Origin of the sequence: Pseudomonas sp. ENNP23 (assembly GCF_001728945.1) — a bacterium.
GTDB classification, from domain to species: Bacteria; Pseudomonadota; Gammaproteobacteria; order Pseudomonadales; family Pseudomonadaceae; genus Metapseudomonas; species Metapseudomonas otitidis.
Genome location: NZ_LYSP01000006.1, coordinates 31,498 through 48,709, shown reverse-complemented (window position 1 = coordinate 48,709; position 17,212 = coordinate 31,498). Strand labels below are relative to the sequence as shown.

Annotated in this window: 16 protein-coding genes; 5 read left to right on the top strand and 11 right to left on the bottom strand. The window is 66.5% G+C overall.

What is annotated here, in order from left to right; translation table 11 throughout:
• Nucleotides 1–21 precede the first annotated feature (21 nt).
• From A9G05_RS05205 to gpmI, 5 genes are all read right to left on the bottom strand, one after another.
• Nucleotides 22–1,518: a hypothetical protein gene (locus tag A9G05_RS05205; RefSeq protein ID WP_069559957.1), complete on the bottom strand. Its 1,497-nt coding sequence runs from the start codon at nucleotides 1,516–1,518 to the stop codon at nucleotides 22–24.
• A gap of 64 nt (nucleotides 1,519–1,582) precedes the next feature.
• The gene (locus A9G05_RS05200) at nucleotides 1,583–2,557 is read right to left on the bottom strand and encodes a divergent polysaccharide deacetylase family protein (RefSeq protein WP_083272501.1); all 975 of its coding nucleotides are present in this window, start codon (nucleotides 2,555–2,557) and stop codon (nucleotides 1,583–1,585) included.
• 1 nt (nucleotide 2,558) lies between these two features.
• The gene (locus A9G05_RS05195) at nucleotides 2,559–3,893 is read right to left on the bottom strand and encodes a S41 family peptidase (protein WP_069559956.1); all 1,335 of its coding nucleotides are present in this window, start codon (nucleotides 3,891–3,893) and stop codon (nucleotides 2,559–2,561) included.
• Nucleotides 3,894–3,924: 31 nt separating this feature from the next.
• Nucleotides 3,925–5,187: a murein hydrolase activator EnvC gene (locus A9G05_RS05190; protein ID WP_069559955.1), complete on the bottom strand. Its 1,263-nt coding sequence runs from the start codon at nucleotides 5,185–5,187 to the stop codon at nucleotides 3,925–3,927.
• A gap of 126 nt (nucleotides 5,188–5,313) precedes the next feature.
• On the bottom strand, nucleotides 5,314–6,849 hold the full coding sequence (gpmI, locus tag A9G05_RS05185) for a 2,3-bisphosphoglycerate-independent phosphoglycerate mutase (RefSeq protein WP_069559954.1): 1,536 nt from the start codon (nucleotides 6,847–6,849) through the stop codon (nucleotides 5,314–5,316).
• 143 nt (nucleotides 6,850–6,992) lie between these two features.
• Between gpmI and A9G05_RS05180 the strand changes: the two genes are divergently transcribed.
• The 3 genes from A9G05_RS05180 to secB are packed head-to-tail and all read left to right on the top strand — an operon-like array spanning nucleotide 6,993 to nucleotide 8,169.
• Complete coding sequence (locus A9G05_RS05180; RefSeq protein WP_069559953.1) at nucleotides 6,993–7,406, top strand: rhodanese-like domain-containing protein; 414 nt, start codon at nucleotides 6,993–6,995, stop codon at nucleotides 7,404–7,406.
• A gap of 1 nt (nucleotide 7,407) precedes the next feature.
• A complete protein-coding gene (grxC, locus tag A9G05_RS05175; RefSeq protein ID WP_044405413.1) occupies nucleotides 7,408–7,662 on the top strand; it encodes a glutaredoxin 3 in 255 nt (84 codons plus the stop codon).
• A 36-nt stretch (nucleotides 7,663–7,698) separates the two neighbouring features.
• Nucleotides 7,699–8,169 carry a protein-export chaperone SecB gene (secB, locus tag A9G05_RS05170; protein ID WP_044405414.1) on the top strand — a complete coding sequence of 157 codons (471 nt, stop codon included), beginning with the start codon at nucleotides 7,699–7,701 and terminating at the stop codon, nucleotides 8,167–8,169.
• Nucleotides 8,170–8,235: 66 nt separating this feature from the next.
• Here the strand turns inward: secB and A9G05_RS05165 are convergent, their stop codons facing one another.
• Nucleotides 8,236–8,697, bottom strand: coding sequence for a tRNA (cytidine(34)-2'-O)-methyltransferase (locus A9G05_RS05165; RefSeq protein ID WP_069559952.1), 462 nt, complete (start codon nucleotides 8,695–8,697; stop codon nucleotides 8,236–8,238).
• Nucleotides 8,698–8,761: 64 nt separating this feature from the next.
• Here A9G05_RS05165 and A9G05_RS05160 point away from each other — a divergent pair, with 64 nt between their 5' ends.
• A complete protein-coding gene (locus A9G05_RS05160; protein WP_240920368.1) occupies nucleotides 8,762–9,136 on the top strand; it encodes a hypothetical protein in 375 nt (124 codons plus the stop codon).
• A 718-nt stretch (nucleotides 9,137–9,854) separates the two neighbouring features.
• On the opposite strand, the gene ntrC is transcribed toward A9G05_RS05160, so the two are convergent.
• From ntrC to glnA, 5 genes are all read right to left on the bottom strand, one after another.
• Nucleotides 9,855–11,291: a nitrogen regulation protein NR(I) gene (gene ntrC / locus A9G05_RS05155; protein WP_069559950.1), complete on the bottom strand. Its 1,437-nt coding sequence runs from the start codon at nucleotides 11,289–11,291 to the stop codon at nucleotides 9,855–9,857.
• Nucleotides 11,288–12,373, bottom strand: coding sequence for a nitrogen regulation protein NR(II) (gene glnL / locus A9G05_RS05150; protein ID WP_069559949.1), 1,086 nt, complete (start codon nucleotides 12,371–12,373; stop codon nucleotides 11,288–11,290). The genes ntrC and glnL overlap by 4 nt, the downstream gene beginning before the upstream one ends.
• Before the next feature lie 189 nt (nucleotides 12,374–12,562).
• Complete coding sequence (locus A9G05_RS05145; protein WP_069559948.1) at nucleotides 12,563–13,180, bottom strand: DUF4124 domain-containing protein; 618 nt, start codon at nucleotides 13,178–13,180, stop codon at nucleotides 12,563–12,565.
• A gap of 9 nt (nucleotides 13,181–13,189) precedes the next feature.
• Nucleotides 13,190–13,729 (bottom strand): DUF4124 domain-containing protein, encoded by a 540-nt coding sequence (locus A9G05_RS05140; RefSeq protein ID WP_069559947.1) that lies wholly within the window; start codon nucleotides 13,727–13,729, stop codon nucleotides 13,190–13,192.
• 198 nt (nucleotides 13,730–13,927) lie between these two features.
• Entirely contained in the window at nucleotides 13,928–15,331 is a 1,404-nt protein-coding gene (gene glnA / locus A9G05_RS05135) for a glutamate--ammonia ligase (protein WP_044405511.1), read from the bottom strand.
• A gap of 331 nt (nucleotides 15,332–15,662) precedes the next feature.
• Between glnA and thiI the strand changes: the two genes are divergently transcribed.
• The gene (thiI, locus tag A9G05_RS05130; protein ID WP_069559946.1) at nucleotides 15,663–17,117 is read left to right on the top strand and encodes a tRNA uracil 4-sulfurtransferase ThiI; all 1,455 of its coding nucleotides are present in this window, start codon (nucleotides 15,663–15,665) and stop codon (nucleotides 17,115–17,117) included.
• The last annotated feature ends 95 nt before the right edge of the window (nucleotides 17,118–17,212 follow it).

The window sequence follows — 17,212 nt, the reverse complement described above, 5'->3', positions numbered from 1 at the left end:
TAAGGGGGCGCCGGCTGTGTTTCATTTCAGGCCGTAGCGATAGATGCGCCGGTCGTCGCTGTCGTACCAATTGCCATCGGCCCAGAACACCTGGTCCTGATTGCGGTCCAGCCCGAGCACGCCCAGGTAGCCGGCGATGGCCAGGCGCGACCAGGAGCGGCCGCCGTCGCGGGAATAGAACACTGCATCCGCCGAGATGCGCGACGACTCGCCGTTCTTCTTGAGCGACAGCCACTGGGGTACGTGGTAGCGACTGTCGGTATTGGCCAGCAGCACGCCATCCCCCGCCAGGAACAGCCTCAGTCCGGTGAAGGCCTGAAGCGGCCAGAAGGGTGAGGGTAATTCCCCGTTGACCTGCCAACTGGCGCTCTCCCGCTGCCATTCGGCCACTTCCATGGCGTGCGTGCTCTCCCGGCTGATCACGCCGTACACCTGGCCTTGGCCGGTGCCTACCAGGTGCTCCACAAGCACGCCGGTATCCCGCTTCAGCGGGCCGATGCGCCATTGCCCGCCTTCGCGGACCAGCTCCGCGCGGGTGGTGACGAACAGCGGTGTGTCGAGGTAGTCGCCACCCGGCTTGCCATAGAGGAAGGACTGCCCGATCCACAGCGCCGCATGGTCGTCGTCGTATTGCCAGACGTGCGGGGTGATGGTGCCGAAGGTCCCGGCGCTGTCGCCCCACTCGGCGTCGGCGGGCGCGCGTTTGCGGATCTCGTCCAGGCTCACCAGCAGGTTCTCCGGAGCGACCAGGGCCTGGCGGGTGCGCCCGCGATCCGGGGAGTAGTAGAGGCCGGCACGGTTGTCGACGGTGGTGTCGGGCTCGTAGCCGTACCCGGCGCTGGGGGTGGCGCTCTGCGGCAGGGTGGCCCAGGCCCAGACCTGGTCGGCATCGTGGAAGTAGGGTTTGAGGGACCAGGCCAGATCGTCGGCCTCGGGGAAGAAGCCGTCCGGCAGCACCTGCCAACTGGCGCCCTGGTCGTCGCTGCGCAGCACCATGGTCTGCTGGAGTCCCTCCAGCGGGTCCTTGCCGGGGCGGTCCACGCCGGTCAGCAGGAACAGGCTGCTGCCGTCGGCGTTGGCCACCAGGCAGGCGGTCTCGTCCAGGTGGGCGACCTGGACGAAGCGGCCCTGGTCATCCAGCCGCGACAGGTAGGTGGCCTGGGCTTCCTGGGTGAAACCGCTGGAGAAAGGGGCAAAGGAGTGCTCTTCCTCATCGTCGGGCTTCTTCTCGCCACGGATCAGCTGGCCGAGGTCCTGGCCGACCTCTTCGCCCTCGGAGCTGTCGCCTTCCATGCGCCCCACCAGCCAGGTGTTACGTGGAGTGGCCACGACGCCGGTGCAGTACTGCTCCATGGCGCGTTGCCCGATGCGCTCGACGCTGCCGACCACGGCCTCGTCGGGGCTGGCCCCGCCCAGTTCCAGCTTGGCGCTGGTGATGATCCAGATGAAACCGAGGGGCACCACGGCAGCAAGGGCCACGGCGGCGAGCGGAACGATGAGAGGGCGGCGAAGGGGCATGGCGGGCTTCCGTTCAGGGTGGGGCGGCCAGCCTATAGCCCAGGCGTGCGCTCGCACAGGCCGGCTAGCGGTACTGGCCGCCCTTGCCGTGGGCGGCCATGGCGCGGTTGCTGCGCAGGGCGATCATCTGCGGCACGCTCACCAGCTCGAAACCGCGCTCTGCCAGGCGTGGCAGTTCGCGTTCGAGCAGGGCGAGGGTGGCCGGGTGAGGGTGGCCGATCATCACGGCGGTGCCCTGCTTGCGCGCCAGGCTGAGGGCGGCCTCGAACTGCCGGGCGATGGCCTCGGGGTGCTGGTCGTCATCGAGGAACACATCCCGGGAGAGACTGGCAAGCCCAGCCTTCTGCGCTTCGGCAGCGGCGACGGTGGCCGCACTGGTGCGGCTGTCGACGAAGAAGCGGTGGTCGGCCTGCAGGCGCCTCATCAGCCAGGCCATGGCCTCGGGCTGGGCGGTCATGCGGCTGCCCATGTGGTTGTTCACGCCCTGGCTGTAGGGCACGGCGGCGAAGGCCGCATCCAGCCGCCGGGCCAGCTCGGCCTCCGGCAGGTCGGGGTGCCAGGCGAAGGGGCCGCCGGCGGGGTCCATCGGCAGGTGCAGCATCACCGTGCGGCGGGCGTCATGGGCGCGCCGGGCCAGGTCGGTGGCGTGGGGTGTTTCGGGGATGATCGCCAGGGCGACGGTGGCCGGCAGGGCGAGGACGCGGCGGTCGCGCTCGGGGGTCTGCCCCAGGTCGTCGATGATCAGCGCCAGGCGGGGGCGTGGCTGGCTGGCCGGTGCGGTGGGTTTGGCCGAGGGAGGTACCGCAGGCGGCGCGGGTTGTGTGTGGCCCGGGGCAGGGGTGTGGTCGGGCGCCGGTGAGGCACCGCCAGCGGGTGCGCGTGGGGTGAGGACCAGCGGGCCCGGCCTGATCGGCTCCGGCTGGACCGCCGGTGCCTGCTCCGTCGCCAGGGGCAGCCGGGGCAGGGGTGGCAACGGCTCGCGGGCCTCGGCCACCGGCGCGGCGAACAGCAGCGCAAGCAGCCAGGCACGACGGCGCATCCTACTCTCCGCGGGTGACGTTGAGCCCTTTGAGCAGGTTGAGGGCCTGGTTCAGTTGGAAGTCGTCGTCCTGCGGGCGCGCGGCGGCGGCCTTGCCCTTGCTGGAGCTGGGGCGGTCGGCACCGCCGTTGCCGTTGCCGAGGTGGCCGGCCAGGTCCGCTTCCTTGAAGTTCTCGGTGTCCTGCTCGCGGGTCACCTTGGCGCGTGCCACTTCCACGTCCGGGACGATGCCCTGGGCCTGGATGGAGCGGCCGTTGGGGGTGAAGTAGAGCGCGGTGGTGAGCTTCAGGGCGCGGTCGTTGTTCAGCGGCAGCACGGTTTGCACCGAGCCCTTGCCGAAGCTGTCGGTGCCCATCAGCACGCCACGCTTCTGATCCTGCAGGGCGCCGGCGACGATCTCCGCCGCCGAGGCGCTGCCGCCGTTGATCAGCACCACCAGCGGCACGCCTTCGCTGGCGTCGGCCGGGTCGGCGGAGAAGCGCAACTCGGAGTTGGCGATGCGGCCTTTGGTGTAGACGATCAGGCCCTTGGTGAGGAAGTGGTCGGCCACTTCCACGGCCGCCTGGAGCACGCCGCCGGGGTTGTTGCGCAGGTCCAGCACGAGGCCGGCGAGCTTCTTGTCGCCGTTGTCCTTGCGCAGTTTGGCCAGAGCCTTGCCCACTTCCTCGCCGGTGTTGACCTGGAACTGGGTGATGCGGATGTAGCCGTAGTTCTTGTCCAGCAACTGGCTCTTGACGCTCTTGACCTTGATCACCGCGCGCTTGAGCTCGACGTCGAAGGGCTGGCCGCCCTCGCGTACCAGGGTCAGGACGATGGGGCTGCCGGCCTTGCCGCGCATCTTGTCCACGGCTTCCATCATCGACAGGCCCTTGGTGGGCTGGCCGTCGATCTTGACGATCAGGTCGCCCGGCTGGATGCCGGCCTTGGAGGCAGGGGTGTCGTCGATGGGCGAGACGACCTTGATGAAGCCGTCCTCGGTGCCCACTTCGATGCCCAGGCCGCCGAATTCACCGCTGGTGCTTTCCTGCAGTTCCTGGAAGGCCTCGGGCTCGAGGTAGGCGGAGTGCGGGTCGAGGTTGCTGAGCATGCCCTTGATGGCGTTCTCCAGCAGGGTCTTGTCGTCCACCGGCTCGACATAGGCCGATTTGATACGGTCGAGCACCTCGGCGAAGGTGCGCAGCTCGTCGAGGGGCAGGGGCGCCTTGCCGGAGGCCGTGGCCGTTGCGGCTGCAGCGGACTCGGCGGCTTTGGACTCCTGGGCGGCGTGGATGAGGGGCGAGCCCACGAGCAGCGCCAGGGCCATGGCCAGGGGGGTAAGGCGGGACAGATGCGGCATGCGTATCAACTCCTACGGGATTGGGTGGCGCTTATCCTTGCGCTCGGCACCACTGCGTGGGGTCGCTGGGGCGCCCCTGCTGGCGGATGGCGAAATACAGCGCGGGTGTGTCCTGGCCGCCGGTGGTGCCGACGGTGGCGATGGACTCACCGGCTTTGACGACGTCGCCGGCGTTCTTCAACAGGCTCTGGTTGTGGCCATACAGGCTCAGGTAGCCGTTGCCGTGGTCGAGGATGACCAGCAGCCCGGCGCCGCGCAACCAATCGGCGAACACCACGCGCCCGCCATGGATGGCGCGCACCTGGCTGCCGGCGGCCGCTCCGATGAGCACGCCGTCCCACTTGGTTCGTTCGTCTTCGCCGCGCGGAGTTCCAAATCTCGCCACCAGACGGCCATTCACCGGCCAGGGCAGCTTGCCCCGGGCGCTGGAAAACGGGCCACCGTAGGAGGTGCCGATGCTGGAGACCAGCGGGCCTTCGACGGTGCGCGGCGGGGTGCCGGGGCTGCGCTTGAGGGCCTCTTCCTGGCGCTGGCGCTCGGCCAGTTCGCGCTTGCGCGCTTCCTCGGCTTCGCGGGCCTGGCGGGCCAGGGTTTCCTCGATGGTCTTGAGCACGCGGCCGAGTTCGGCCTGTTCCTGTTGGCGGGCCTTGAGCTTGCGGTCGCGGTCGCTGACGTCTCGGTTGAGCTTGGCCAGGGCCAGCTGGCGTTCCTTGCGCAGGCCGGCGAGCTGCTCACGGCGGCTGTCCAGTGCGCTTTTCTGCTCGACGAGGGCGGCCTGCTGGGTGGCGATGTCGCGTTCTACGTTGGCCAGCTGGCGCAGGGTCTCGTTGAATGTGGCCAGTTGCTCCATGCGCGCCTGGCTGAGGTAGTCGTAGTAGGTGAGGGTGCGGGCGAACTTCTCGGGGTTCTGCTGGTTGAGCAGTAGCTTGAGGTACTCCTGCTGACCGCTCTGGTAGGCAGCGCGGGCCTGGATGCCGATCAGCCGCTGCTGTTCAGCGCGCGCGCCCTGGAGTTTTTTTTTCTCCTGATCCAGGCGCTTGATCTCGCCTTCGCCCTTGTCCAGCTCCTGCTGGAGTTCCTTGACCTGCTTCTCCAGCTGGCCCATGTCGGACTCGGTCTTCTTCAGGTCGGCCTGGACACCGGATTTCTCCTCCTGCAGCTGCTTGAGCAGCTTCTTCAGCTCGGCGACGTCCTTGGCGGCCTGGTCCAGCTGTTGCTGGGTCTGGGCGCGTTCGTCGGCGAAGGCCGGTGCCAGGAGGCAGGCGCAGAGGAGGAACGTGAAGGCGCGGAACATGAGGGGTGCGTCACCAGGCGGGAGGACCGGCCTAGTATGCCCGTCACGCTCTGTAAAAAAAACGCCCCGGGGCCTGCGCACCGGGGCATTCGGACCAATCCGAGGGGCCGGCGGTCGGCCCCGGGGTCATTTCAGCTCGACGATCGGGGTGCCGGTCATCTCGGGCGGCACCGGCAGGCCCATCAGGGTCAGCACGGTGGGTGCCACGTCGGCGAGGATGCCACCTTCGCGGATGCGGGCGGGGCGCTTGCCGTAGTAGATGAAGGGCACCGGCTCACAGGTGTGTGCGGTGTGGGCTTGGCCGGTGGCTTCGTCTTCCATCTGCTCGACGTTGCCGTGGTCGGCGGTGATCAGCGCTTCGCCGCCGACCTTGTCGAGGGCGGCGGTGATGCGGCCCAGGCAGGTGTCCAGGCACTCGACGGCCTTGACCGCGGCTTCGAACACGCCGGTGTGGCCGACCATGTCGCCGTTGGCGTAGTTGGCGATGATCACGTCGTAGCGTTGCTGCTCGATGGCGTCGACGATGCGGTCGGTCACCTCGGGGGCGCTCATCTCCGGCTGCAGGTCGTAGGTGGCGACCTTGGGCGAAGGGATCAGGATGCGCTCTTCGCCGGCGAACGGCTCTTCGCGGCCGCCGGAGAAGAAGAAGGTGACGTGGGCGTACTTCTCGGTCTCGGCGATGCGCAGCTGGGTCTTGCCGTTGTTGGCCAGGTATTCGCCGAGCACGTTGTTCAGGGATTCGGGCTTGAACGCGCTGGGGGCCGGGATGCTGGCGGCGTACTGGGTCAGCATCACGTAGCCGGCCAGGGCGATCTCACGGGCACGGGCGAATTCCGTGAAGCCCGGCTCGACGAAGGCGCGGGACAGCTCGCGGGCGCGGTCGGCGCGGAAGTTCATGAACACCACGGCATCGCCGTCTTCCACCCGCACCGGCGTGCCGATGGTGGTGGCCTTGACGAACTCGTCGCTCTCGCCGCGCTCATAGGCGGCGGCCAGGCCTTCGGCGGCGGTGGCGGCGGCGAACTCGCCACGGCCTTCGGTGATCAGGTTGTAGGCGGCTTCGACGCGGTCCCAGCGGTTGTCGCGGTCCATGGCGTAGTAGCGGCCGATCAGGCTGGCGATACGACCCTTGCCGAGGCGGGAGAAGGCGGCGTCGAGCAGCTCGATGGAGGGCTGGGCGCTCTTGGGCGGGGTGTCGCGGCCGTCGAGGAAGGCGTGCAGGTAGATCTGCTCGGCGCCGCGTTGGGCGGCCAGTTCAGCCATGGCGACCAGGTGGTCCTGGTGGCTGTGCACGCCGCCGTCGGAAAGCAGGCCCATGAAGTGCACGGCCTTGCCGGCGGCGACGGCCTTGTCCACGGCGTCGACGATCTCCGGGTTGGTGAAGAACTCGCCGTCGCGGATGGCCTTGGTGACGCGGGTGAAGTCCTGGTACACGACGCGGCCGGCGCCCAGGTTCATGTGGCCCACCTCGGAGTTGCCCATCTGCCCGTCGGGCAGGCCCACGTCCATGCCGGAGCCGGAGATCAGCCCGTTAGGCTGGGTCGCGCGCAGGTGGTCGTAGACCGGGGTGCGGGCGGCGTGGATGGCGTTGTAGTCCGGGCTGTCACTGTGACCGAAGCCGTCCAGGATGATCAGGACCAGGGGTTTGGGCGTGGCTGTCATGGCGTCCGACTCGCAAGGGGGCGTGAGCAAAAAGGGAGCGGCATTTTACGTACAAGTTCCTTGTACGTCACCGCTGGCCGGGGTTTGGTGGACCTGTGGCGCTGTGTATACTGGCCGGCATTTTACCGCCCCGGGACCCGTCGATGCTTGCCCACCTGATTGAATTTGCCACTAACCACTATGTGCTGAGCGCTATCTTCGTCGTCCTGCTGGTGTTGCTGATCGTCCATGAACTGCGCCGCAGCGGTCGTGCCGTCAGCCCCCGCGAGCTGACCGCGCTGGTCAACTCCGGCGAGGGCCTGGTGCTGGACGTGCGCTCGGTGAAGGACTTCGGCGCCGGCCACATCGTCGACGCCCTGAACATCCCCTTCGAGAAGCTCGCCGCCCGCATGGCCGAGCTGGAAAAGCACAAGGACAAGGCCATCATCGTGGTCGATACCATGGGCCAGCACGCTGGCACCGTTTGCCGTGACCTGAAGAAGGCCGGTTTCAATGCGCTCAAGCTGTCCGGCGGTATCGGCAGCTGGCGCGGCGAAAACCTGCCCCTGGTGAAGTGAAATGCCGAACGTCGTCATCTATTCCAGCGACTGGTGCCCCTACTGCATGCGAGCCAAGCAGCTGCTGCAGAGCAAGGGCGTCCAGTACGAAGAGATCAAGGTGGACGGGAAGCCCGATGTACGCGCCGAGATGACCCGCAAGGCGGGCCGCACCTCGGTGCCCCAGATCTGGATCGGCCCGACCCATGTGGGCGGCTGTGACGACCTCTATGCCCTGGAGCGGGCCGGGAAGCTGGATGCCCTGCTCGAGGCTTGACCCTCCGGTAACGGACGAACAAGAAGGTTCTGCCAAATGACTGAACAAGCAAACGGCGCTTCCCAGGAAGCCGCACCGCAATTCTCCCTGCAGCGCATCTACGTGCGTGACCTGTCCTTCGAGGCCCCCAAGAGCCCCGAGATCTTCCGCCAGGAGTGGTCCCCCAGCGTCGCGCTGGACCTGAACACCCGCCAGAAGAACCTGGACGGCGACTTCTACGAAGTCGTGCTGACCCTGTCCGTGACCGTGAAGAACGGCGAGGAAACCGCCTTCATCGCGGAAGTGCAGCAGGCCGGCATCTTCCTGATCAAGGGCCTGGATGCGGCCTCCATGAGCCACACCCTGGGCGCCTTCTGCCCGAACATCCTGTTCCCCTACGCTCGCGAAACCCTGGACAGCCTGGTGGTGCGCGGCTCCTTCCCGGCGCTGATGCTCTCCCCGGTCAACTTCGATGCCCTGTACGCCCAGGAAATGGCGCGTATCCAGGGTGGTGAAGCCCAGGCCTGAGCCGTTCCGGCTCCATGAAAAAGCGCCCCTCGGGGCGCTTTTTCGTTGGCGGTGATCGACCTGGCGTCAGTCCAGGCAGAAGCCGTGCTGGCGCCAGGCCTCGTAGACCGCCACGGCGACGCTGTTGGACAGGTTCAGGCTGCGGCAGCCCGGGCGCATCGGCAGGCGCAGGCGCTGGGATTCGGGCAGCGCGTTGCGCACCTCGTCCGGCAGGCCGCGGCTCTCCGGGCCGAAGAGAAATGCGTCGCCCTTCTCGAAGGCGACATCGTGGAACAGCCGGCTGCCCTTGGTGGTGAAGGCGAACACCCGGGGATGGCCAAGGCTGGTCAGGCAGCTGTCCAGGTCGGGATGACGCCGCAGGGTGGCGTACTCGTGGTAGTCCAGCCCGGCACGGCGTAGGCGCTTGTCGTCCAGCTCGAAGCCCAGGGGCTCGATCAGGTGCAGGTCGCAGCCCGAGTTGGCACACAGCCTGATAATGTTGCCCGTGTTTGGCGGGATTTCCGGTTGAAAGAGGATGACGTGGAACATGCAAGGCCCCGAGCCCGAAACAGGGCGGCATTCTAGCGCTGAAACGGATATCCGTAGGCGTCTGTTGCCGCGCTTCATTGGTTCGCTGGCAATTCTCGGCTTGCTGCTGGGGTTGACGCTTGGCCGCGCGTTCAAGCCGGAGGTGACCCAGTTGGAGCGCGTCGAGGCGCAGGGAGACCGGCTGGTGTTGTGGTTCAATCGGGCGCCCCAGCAGACCGCCGAGCACCGCGATGGCGCGTTGGCTTTCGTGTTCGATGCGCGTGTCGAGGCGACCCAGGGCCGTCTGCAACTGGCAGGCCGACCGGTGAACTGGCGACTGCAGAAGACGCCCGCCGGGGCAGTGCTGCACTTCGTGGCCACGCGCCCGTTGAAGGGCGAGTGGCAGGGGGCTTGGGTGGACGGCCAGTGGCGCCTGTCCATCGACCTGCACGAAGGGTAGGAAAAAGAAAAGGGCTCCGGGCCTGCCTGTACCCGAAGCCCCTGAAGGCTGCTCGCCACGGTGCGTGGCTGGAGCGCTACAAGAAAGGGGATTCCCCGGCCTGCCTGTACCAAGGTCCCCGAAAGGGTTTGCCCGTTGCCGCGCCTGGGGCGGCGGCTGCGGGCGGCTGTAAGAAGGGGGATTCCCCGGCCTGCCTGTACCAAGGTCCCCGAAAGGGTCTTGCCCGTTGCCGTGCCTGGGGCGACGGCGGCGAGCGGTTGTAAGAAAGGGGAATCCCCGGCCTGCCTGTACCTGGGCCCCCGAAAGGGTTTGCCGCTGTTCGGTCGCGGAGCTGGGCTCGACGCGGGACCGGGCAGCGGGTGGTGCATATAAAGAGGGGGCTTCCCGGCCTGCCTGTACCAAGGGCCCCTGAAACTGTACGTACCAGGACCAATGCAGAGGCTGTGCCAAGTTGCGTTCCAGCGTGGCTCTGTCGGCTGTGGATAACGCTGCAAGCCAGTGGATACGCGGCCTGCAGCCTTTCAGGCAGTGCCTTTGCGGAGGGGGTGAAGGTGCTCTGACAGGTAGACGCTGAGCCCGCGCTTCGGCACAGGGCTGGGGCATCTGATCGAGCGGTTGCACAGGTGCGGGGCAGGGGCGTGCTGCGCTGAAAGACCTGCTGCAGAGCGATTGCCAATGAAAAGGCCGCCCGCAGGCGGCCTTGGAGGGCGGGGAGGGGTCAGGCGTCGCCGTCGTCGTCCTCGTCGGCACCGTCCACTTTCATGCCCAGTTCCTTGATCTTGCGGGTCAGGGTGTTGCGCCCCCAACCCAGCAGCACGGCGGCGTCGCGGCGGCGGCCGGCGGTGTGCTTCAGGGCAGTCTCGATCATGATCCGCTCGAACGCGGGTACGGCGGTGTCCAGCAGACTGGACTGGCCGCGGCCCAGGGCCTGGTCGGCCCACTGGCGCAGGGCCTGCTCCCAGTTGGTGACCGGGGCGGCGTCCTGGGGCTGGATCAGCAGTTCCGGCGGCAGGTCGTCGACATGCACTTCGCGGCCCGAGGCCATCACGGTGATCCAGCGGCAGGTGTTCTCCAGTTGGCGCACGTTGCCCGGCCAGGGCAGGTTCTTCAGGTATTCCTCGGTCTCCGGTTTGAGCAGCTTGGGCTCCACGGCCAGTTCCTGCGCCGCGCGGGCAAGGAAGTGGCGGGCCAGCGCGGGGATGTCCTCGCGGCGGTCGGACAGCCGAGGGATGTGGATGCGGATGACGTTGAGGCGGTGGAACAGGTCCTCGCGGAACTTGCCGGCCTGCACCAGGTTTTCAAGGTTCTGGTGGGTGGCGGCGATGATGCGCACGTCCACCTTCACCGGGGTGTGGCCGCCCACGCGGTAGAACTCGCCATCGGCCAGCACCCGCAGCAGGCGGGTCTGGGTGTCGGCGGGCATGTCGCCGATCTCGTCGAGGAACAGGGTGCCGCCGTCGGCCTGCTCGAAGCGGCCACGGCGCTGGTTGGCCGCGCCGGTGAAGGCGCCTTTTTCATGGCCGAACAGTTCGGATTCCATCAGGTCCTTGGGGATCGCCGCCATGTTCAGGGCGATGAAGGGTGAGGCGGCGCGTGGGCTGTGGCGGTGCAGCGCGTGGGCCACCAGCTCCTTGCCGGTACCGGATTCGCCATTGATCAGCACGGTGATGTTGGAGTGGCTGAGGCGGCCGATGGCGCGGAACACTTCCTGCATCGCCGGCGCTTCGCCGATGATTTCCGGGGTGCGTGGCTGGTTGGCCGGGGCCACCAGGTTCTGCTGTTCCTGGGCGTGCTGGAAGGCGCGCTTGACCAGAGAGACGGCTTCGTCGACGTCGAACGGCTTGGGCAGGTACTCGAAGGCGCCGCCCTGGTAGGAGGCCACCGCGCTGTCCAGGTCGGAATGGGCGGTCATGATGATCACCGGCAGGCGCGGGTGCATCTCGCGGATGCGTGCAAGCAGGTCCAGGCCGCTGGCTCCGGGCATGCGGATGTCGGAGATGATCACGTCCGGCTGCTGCCGGGTCAGGCGGCTGAGCACGCTGTCGGCGCTGTCGAAGCTCTGGGTGGTCATGCCTTCCTGCTGCAGGGCCTTTTCCAGCACCCAGCGGATGGAGCGGTCGTCGTCGACGATCCAGACGGTTTCACTTCGGGTCATGAGGATGCGGCTCCTTGTTCCAGCGGCAGGAAGAGCGAGAAGACGGTGTGGCCGGGGTGGCTCTCACACTCGATCAGGCCCTGGTGCTGGCTGATGATGTTCTGGGCGATGGCCAGGCCGAGGCCGGTGCCGTCCGGGCGCCCGCTGACCATGGGGTAGAAGATGGTGTCCTGCAGCTCGGGGGGGATGCCCGGGCCGTTGTCGATGATCTCCACCTTGGCCACCAGACGATGGCGGGTGTGGCCGATGGTGAACTGGCGCAGGGTGCGGGTGCGCAGGGTGATGCGGCCCAGGCGCAGGTCGTTCTGGCCGGACAGCGCCTGCATGGCGTTGCGCACGATATTGAGCACGGCCTGGATCATCTGCTCCTTGTCGATGAACACGTCCGGGATGCTCGGGTCGTAGTCGCGCACCAGGTTGACGCCGCCCTGGCTCTCGGCCTCCACCAAGCTGCAGACGCGCTCCAGCACTTCGTGGACGTTGGTCATGGCCAACTGCGGCAGCTTGTTGGAGCCGAGCATGCGGTCCACCAGGTTTCGCAGCCGGTCGGCCTCTTCGATGATGACGTTGGTGTAGTCCTTCAGGCTTTCCTCGGGCAGCTCCCTGGCCAGCAACTGGGCAGCGCCACGGATGCCGCCCAGGGGGTTCTTGATCTCGTGGGCGAGGCCGCGCACCAGTAACTTGGTGGTCTCCTGCTTGGAGAGCTGAGCCTCTTCCTTGGTGATGCGCAGCAGGCGGTCACGGGGGTGCACTTCCAGCAGCAGCAGGGTTGCGCCCTTGCTGAGGATGGGCGTCACCGCGTAGTCCACGGTGATGGTCTGCCCGGAGAGCGAGGTCAGCATGGCCTCGCGCTTGGTGAAGGGGTGGGCCTGTTCCACGGCCTGGCGCAGGGACGCCAGGGCCTCGGGGGATTCGGTGAACAGCTCGCTGATGAACTGGCCGTGGCTACGTTGGCCGCTGACGGCCAGGAGCATCTCCGCCGCCGGGTTCATGTACTCAAGGCGCAGGTCGGCGTTGAGCAGGATCACCGCGGTGGTCAGGTTGTCGAGCAGCAGTCGATGCAGGGCGTCGTTGATGGTCATGGGTCGGTCATCTCGGCGATGCGCGGGAAAATGCAAGAAGCAAACCAAGCCCTGAAAAGACGCGCGGAATGCCGCCCACAACGGGGCCCGGCCACGCGACGGCGCATGCCGGGGCGCAGGGGGCGAACCAAAATGGGGAGAGTATAGAAAGTGGTGCGCCTTCTCGCACCGAAATGGTGCGAGTCGCGATCAGAGGAAGGGCAGGATGCCGATGATGCCCTTGTCCGGCTCCTTCGGCTTGTCCTTCAGCGGGCATTCGGGGCGCACGCCCCAGTCGGCTTTCTTGCAGGGGTTCACGCGGCGCTTCTGGTCGAGGGAGATGCGTTTGACGTGAACAGGCTGGTTGGGGGTGCGCTCCACCACGCGGCCCTGCGGGTCGATGATTTCCACCGCCAACTGGTGGGTGCCCCGGTCCAGGTTGCTGAGCGGGAAGACCGGGCTGCGGCCGGGCTCGCCCTGGACGTTGCCGTCGAGTAGCAGGCGGTAGTTGTGGCCATCGCGCAGCACCGGGTCGCTGGTGGCGGTGACGATCAGGCTGCCGTCGCCGCTGATTGTGGCGTCAGGCTCTGGGATCAGGATGCGCAGCACCTGGTAGCCCTGCTCCCGGGGGATGGGGGCGGGCGGTGCCACCAGCGGCGCGCCGCGCTGCGGGGTCATGGCGTTGGAGGGCGCCAGTTCGATGCGCTTGGCATTGCCGGGCTTGGGCTGGTCGGTGAAGACGCGGTTCCCCTCCTCGTCGACGTAGGTGTAGACCTGGGCGATGGCGGGCAGGCTGGCGAGAAGCAGGCAGAACAGAAGCGTGCGCATGGGTTGTGGCTAGGTTCTCGGCGTGGGTTTCGGGCGCATGGCCGGGCTGTTGGTATCGACCCGCTGCAGGGTGAAGGTCTGGGTGTCGCTCTGCTGCACCACCTTCTCGCCTTGCAGTACCTGGACGGACACGCTGTGCTCGCCACGGCTGGCATTGGTGACCTGCAGGCGCGGGACATTGGCCGGGCTGCCGTAGGGCTGGCCATCCATTACCAGGCGCAGGCTGTGGCCGGGCTGCAGGCGCGGCTTGATGCGCACATCGAGGGTGAACGAGCCGTTGTTGGCACGCAGGGCTTCGTCGCTGGGCAACACCAGGCTCAGTTGCTCGTAGGCGGCGCTGACCTTCTTCTCCGGTTCGGCCGGCGGCGGGGCGATGGGCTTCTGGGCTTCGACGGTGTTGGTCGGCGGTAGCTCGACGGTTTCGACCTTGCCCCCTTCCGGCGGCTGGTTGGTGAACACGGTGTGGCCGTTGGCGTCGGTGTACTTGTAGATCTGCGCGCTGGCGGGCAGGGCGAGCGTCAGCAGCAGGCAGGCGAGCATGGGGCGCATGGCCGGTCTCTCCGGGTGGGAATGGCGCTAAGCCTTGCACCGGTAGGCGATGCTGGCAAGTTCGGGCTGCCTGTGCTGTGCGGTGTCGCTGAAAACCCGGGCCGGGAACGGGGTTGCGGGGATGAAAAAAAGGCCTCCCGAAGGAGGCCTCTCGAAACGTGCCGCTGGTGCGGCACGCTGCCTGGGCAGGCGACTGGATCAGACGCTGTAGTACAGGTCGTATTCCAGCGGGTGCACGAAGGTGCGCACCTTGATCTCTTCTTCGCTCTTCAGCTCGATGTAGGCATCGATGAAGTCGTCGGAGAACACGCCGCCCTTGGTCAGGAAGGCACGGCCCTTGTCCAGCTCTTCCAGGGCTTCCTTCAGGCTGCCGCAGACCTGCGGGATCTCTTTCGCCTCTTCCGGCGGCAGGTCGTACAGGTTCTTGTCGGCGGCATCGCCGGGGTGGATCTTGTTCTGGATGCCGTCCAGGCCGGCCATCAGCAGGGCTGCGAAGCACAGGTAGGGGTTGGCAGCCGGGTCCGGGAAGCGCGCTTCGATGCGGCGGGCTTTCGGGCTGTTGACGTACGGGATGCGGATCGAGGCGGAACGGTTGCGGGCGGAGTAGGCCAGCATGACCGGGGCTTCGAAGCCGGGCACCAGACGCTTGTAGGAGTTGGTGGACGGGTTGGTGAAGCCGTTCAGCGCCTTGCCGTGCTTGATGATGCCGCCGATGAAGTACAGGGCGGTATCGGACAGGCCGGCATAGCCTTCGCCCGCGAAGGTGTTCTTGCCATCCTTGGAGATGGACATGTGAACGTGCATGCCCGAGCCGTTGTCGCCGTACAGCGGCTTCGGCATGAAGGTCACGGTCTTGCCGTAGGCGTCGGCGACGTTGTGCACGCAGTACTTCAGGGTCTGGACTTCGTCAGCCTTGGCAACGAGGGTGTTGAACTTCACACCGATCTCGTTCTGGCCGGCGGTGGCCACTTCGTGGTGGTGAACTTCGACCACCAGGCCCATTTCTTCCAGGGCGTTGCACATGGCGGTACGGATTTCGTGGTCGTGGTCGACCGGCGGTACCGGGAAGTAGCCGCCCTTCACGCCCGGACGGTGGCCCTTGTTGCCGCCTTCGATGTCGGCGTCGGTGTTCCAGGAAGCCTGCTCGGAGAAGATCTTGAACATGGAGCCGGAGATGTCGGACTTGAACTTCACTTCGTCGAAGATGAAGAACTCGGGCTCCGGACCGACGAATACGGTGTCACCGATACCGGTGGACTTCAGGTATTCCTCGGCGCGACGGGCGATGGCGCGCGGGTCGCGGTCGTAGCCTTGCATGGTGCTCGGCTCGATGATGTCGCAGACCAGGATCAGGGTCGGCTCTTCGGTGAAGGGGTCCAGGACGGCGGTGCTGTCATCCGGCAGCAGGATCATGTCGGAGGCTTCGATACCTTTCCAGCCGGCGATGGACGAACCGTCGAACATCTTGCCGTGCTCGAAGAAATCGTCGTCGGCGTCACGGGCCGGCATGGTCACGTGCTGCTGCTTGCCTTTGGTGTCGGTGAAGCGCAGATCAATCCACTTCACGTCGTGTTCTTTAATCAGTTGAAGCGACTTCGACATGTTGTCCTCCAGGTGGATGAGGGCGGCATTCATGCGACCCCCAATAAAGGTGAAGCCGGGGCGGGATAGTCCGCCAGGGCGACCTGCCTCACAAGGGAGCAATTTGCGTGCCAGTGCCCAGGAATGGGCCGGAGCCGCGCAGCTCAGGCGGGGCGGGGACTGCGGCCGGTTTGTGCACAGTTTTGCGCACCATTAACGTGCTGGTTTCGCGTCGAATGCACCCTATTGGTGCGCTGTTATGGTGCGTGATTGATTTTGGTCAAAGCTTGAACAATTTCCGCTATAATCCGCGCCCCTCTTTTTCCGTCGCCTTTGCGGGCGCAGTTTTTCCATGAAACTCATCATCAAGGTCTTCCCAGAAATCACCATCAAGAGCCGGCCGGTGCGCAAGCACTTCATCCGCCAGCTCGCGAAGAACATCCGGTCCGTGCTGCGCGACCTCGACCCGGATGTCGAGGTGACCGGCGTCTGGGACAACCTGGAGCTGGTGACCCAGTGCACCGAGCCCAAGCTGCTGGCCGAGATGATCGAGCGCCTGAGCTGCACGCCGGGCATCACCCATTTCCTGGAAATCAACGAATACCCGCTGGGTGATTTCGACGACGTCTTCGAGAAGTGCAAGCTGCACTACGCCGACCAGCTGCCCGGCAAGATCTTCGCCGTGCGCTGCAAGCGTGCCGGCAAGCACAGCTTCAGTTCCATGGAACTGGAGCGCCACGTCGGCAGCCGCCTGCGTCGCGAGTGCGGTGCCGCCGGCATCTCGCTGAAGAACCCGGAAGTGGAAGTGCGGATGGAAGTGCGCGATCAGCGCCTGTTCGTCATCCACCACCAGCACGAAGGCCTCGGCGGCTACCCGCTGGGCTCGCTGGAGCAGACCCTGGTGCTGATGTCCGGCGGGTTCGACTCCACCGTCGCCGCCTTCCAGATGATGCGCCGCGGCCTGATGACCCACTTCTGCTTCTTCAACCTCGGCGGCCGTGCCCATGAAGTGGGTGTGATGGAAGTGGCCCACTACCTGTGGGAGAAGTACGGGCGTTCCCAGCGCGTGCTGTTCATCAGCGTGCCCTTCGAGGAAGTGGTCGGCGAGATCCTCGGCAAGGTCGACAACAGCCAGATGGGCGTGGTGCTCAAGCGCATGATGCTGCGCGCCGCCACCCACATGGCGAAGAAGCTGCACATCGACGCCCTGGTGACAGGCGAAGCCATCTCCCAGGTGTCCAGCCAGACCCTGCCCAACCTCTCGGTGATCGACTCGGCCACCGACATGCTGGTGCTGCGCCCGCTGATCGCCAGCCACAAGCAGGACATCATCGACACCGCCACCCGCATCGGCACCGCCGAGTTCGCCAAGCACATGCCCGAATACTGCGGCGTGATCTCGGTGAACCCCACCACCCGTGCCAAGCCGGGCCGCATCGAGCACGAGGAAGAGCAGTTCGACATGGCCGTGCTGGAGCGCGCCCTGGAGCGCGCCCGCCTGGTGGCCATCGACCGCGTGATCGACGAGATGGGTCAGGACCTGCAGGTGGAGGAAGTGCGCGAGGCCCTGCCGGGGCAGATCGTCCTCGACATCCGCCACCCCGATGCCCAGGAAGACGAACCCCTGGCGCTGGAAGGCATCGACGTGCAAACGCTGCCCTTCTACGCGATCAACAGCCGCTTCAAGGACCTGGACGCCAACCGTCAGTACCTCCTGTACTGCGACAAGGGCGTCATGAGCCGCCTCCATGCCCACCACCTGCTCAGCGAGGGGCATACGAATGTGCGCGTTTATCGCCCGGCTTAAACAGCCCGGGCTCTACGGCGGCAGCATCCGTCACCGCCCCCCCGACCGGCGGCCGCGCCGAATCGACTGATCTTCATACAGGCCGCCTAGACTCA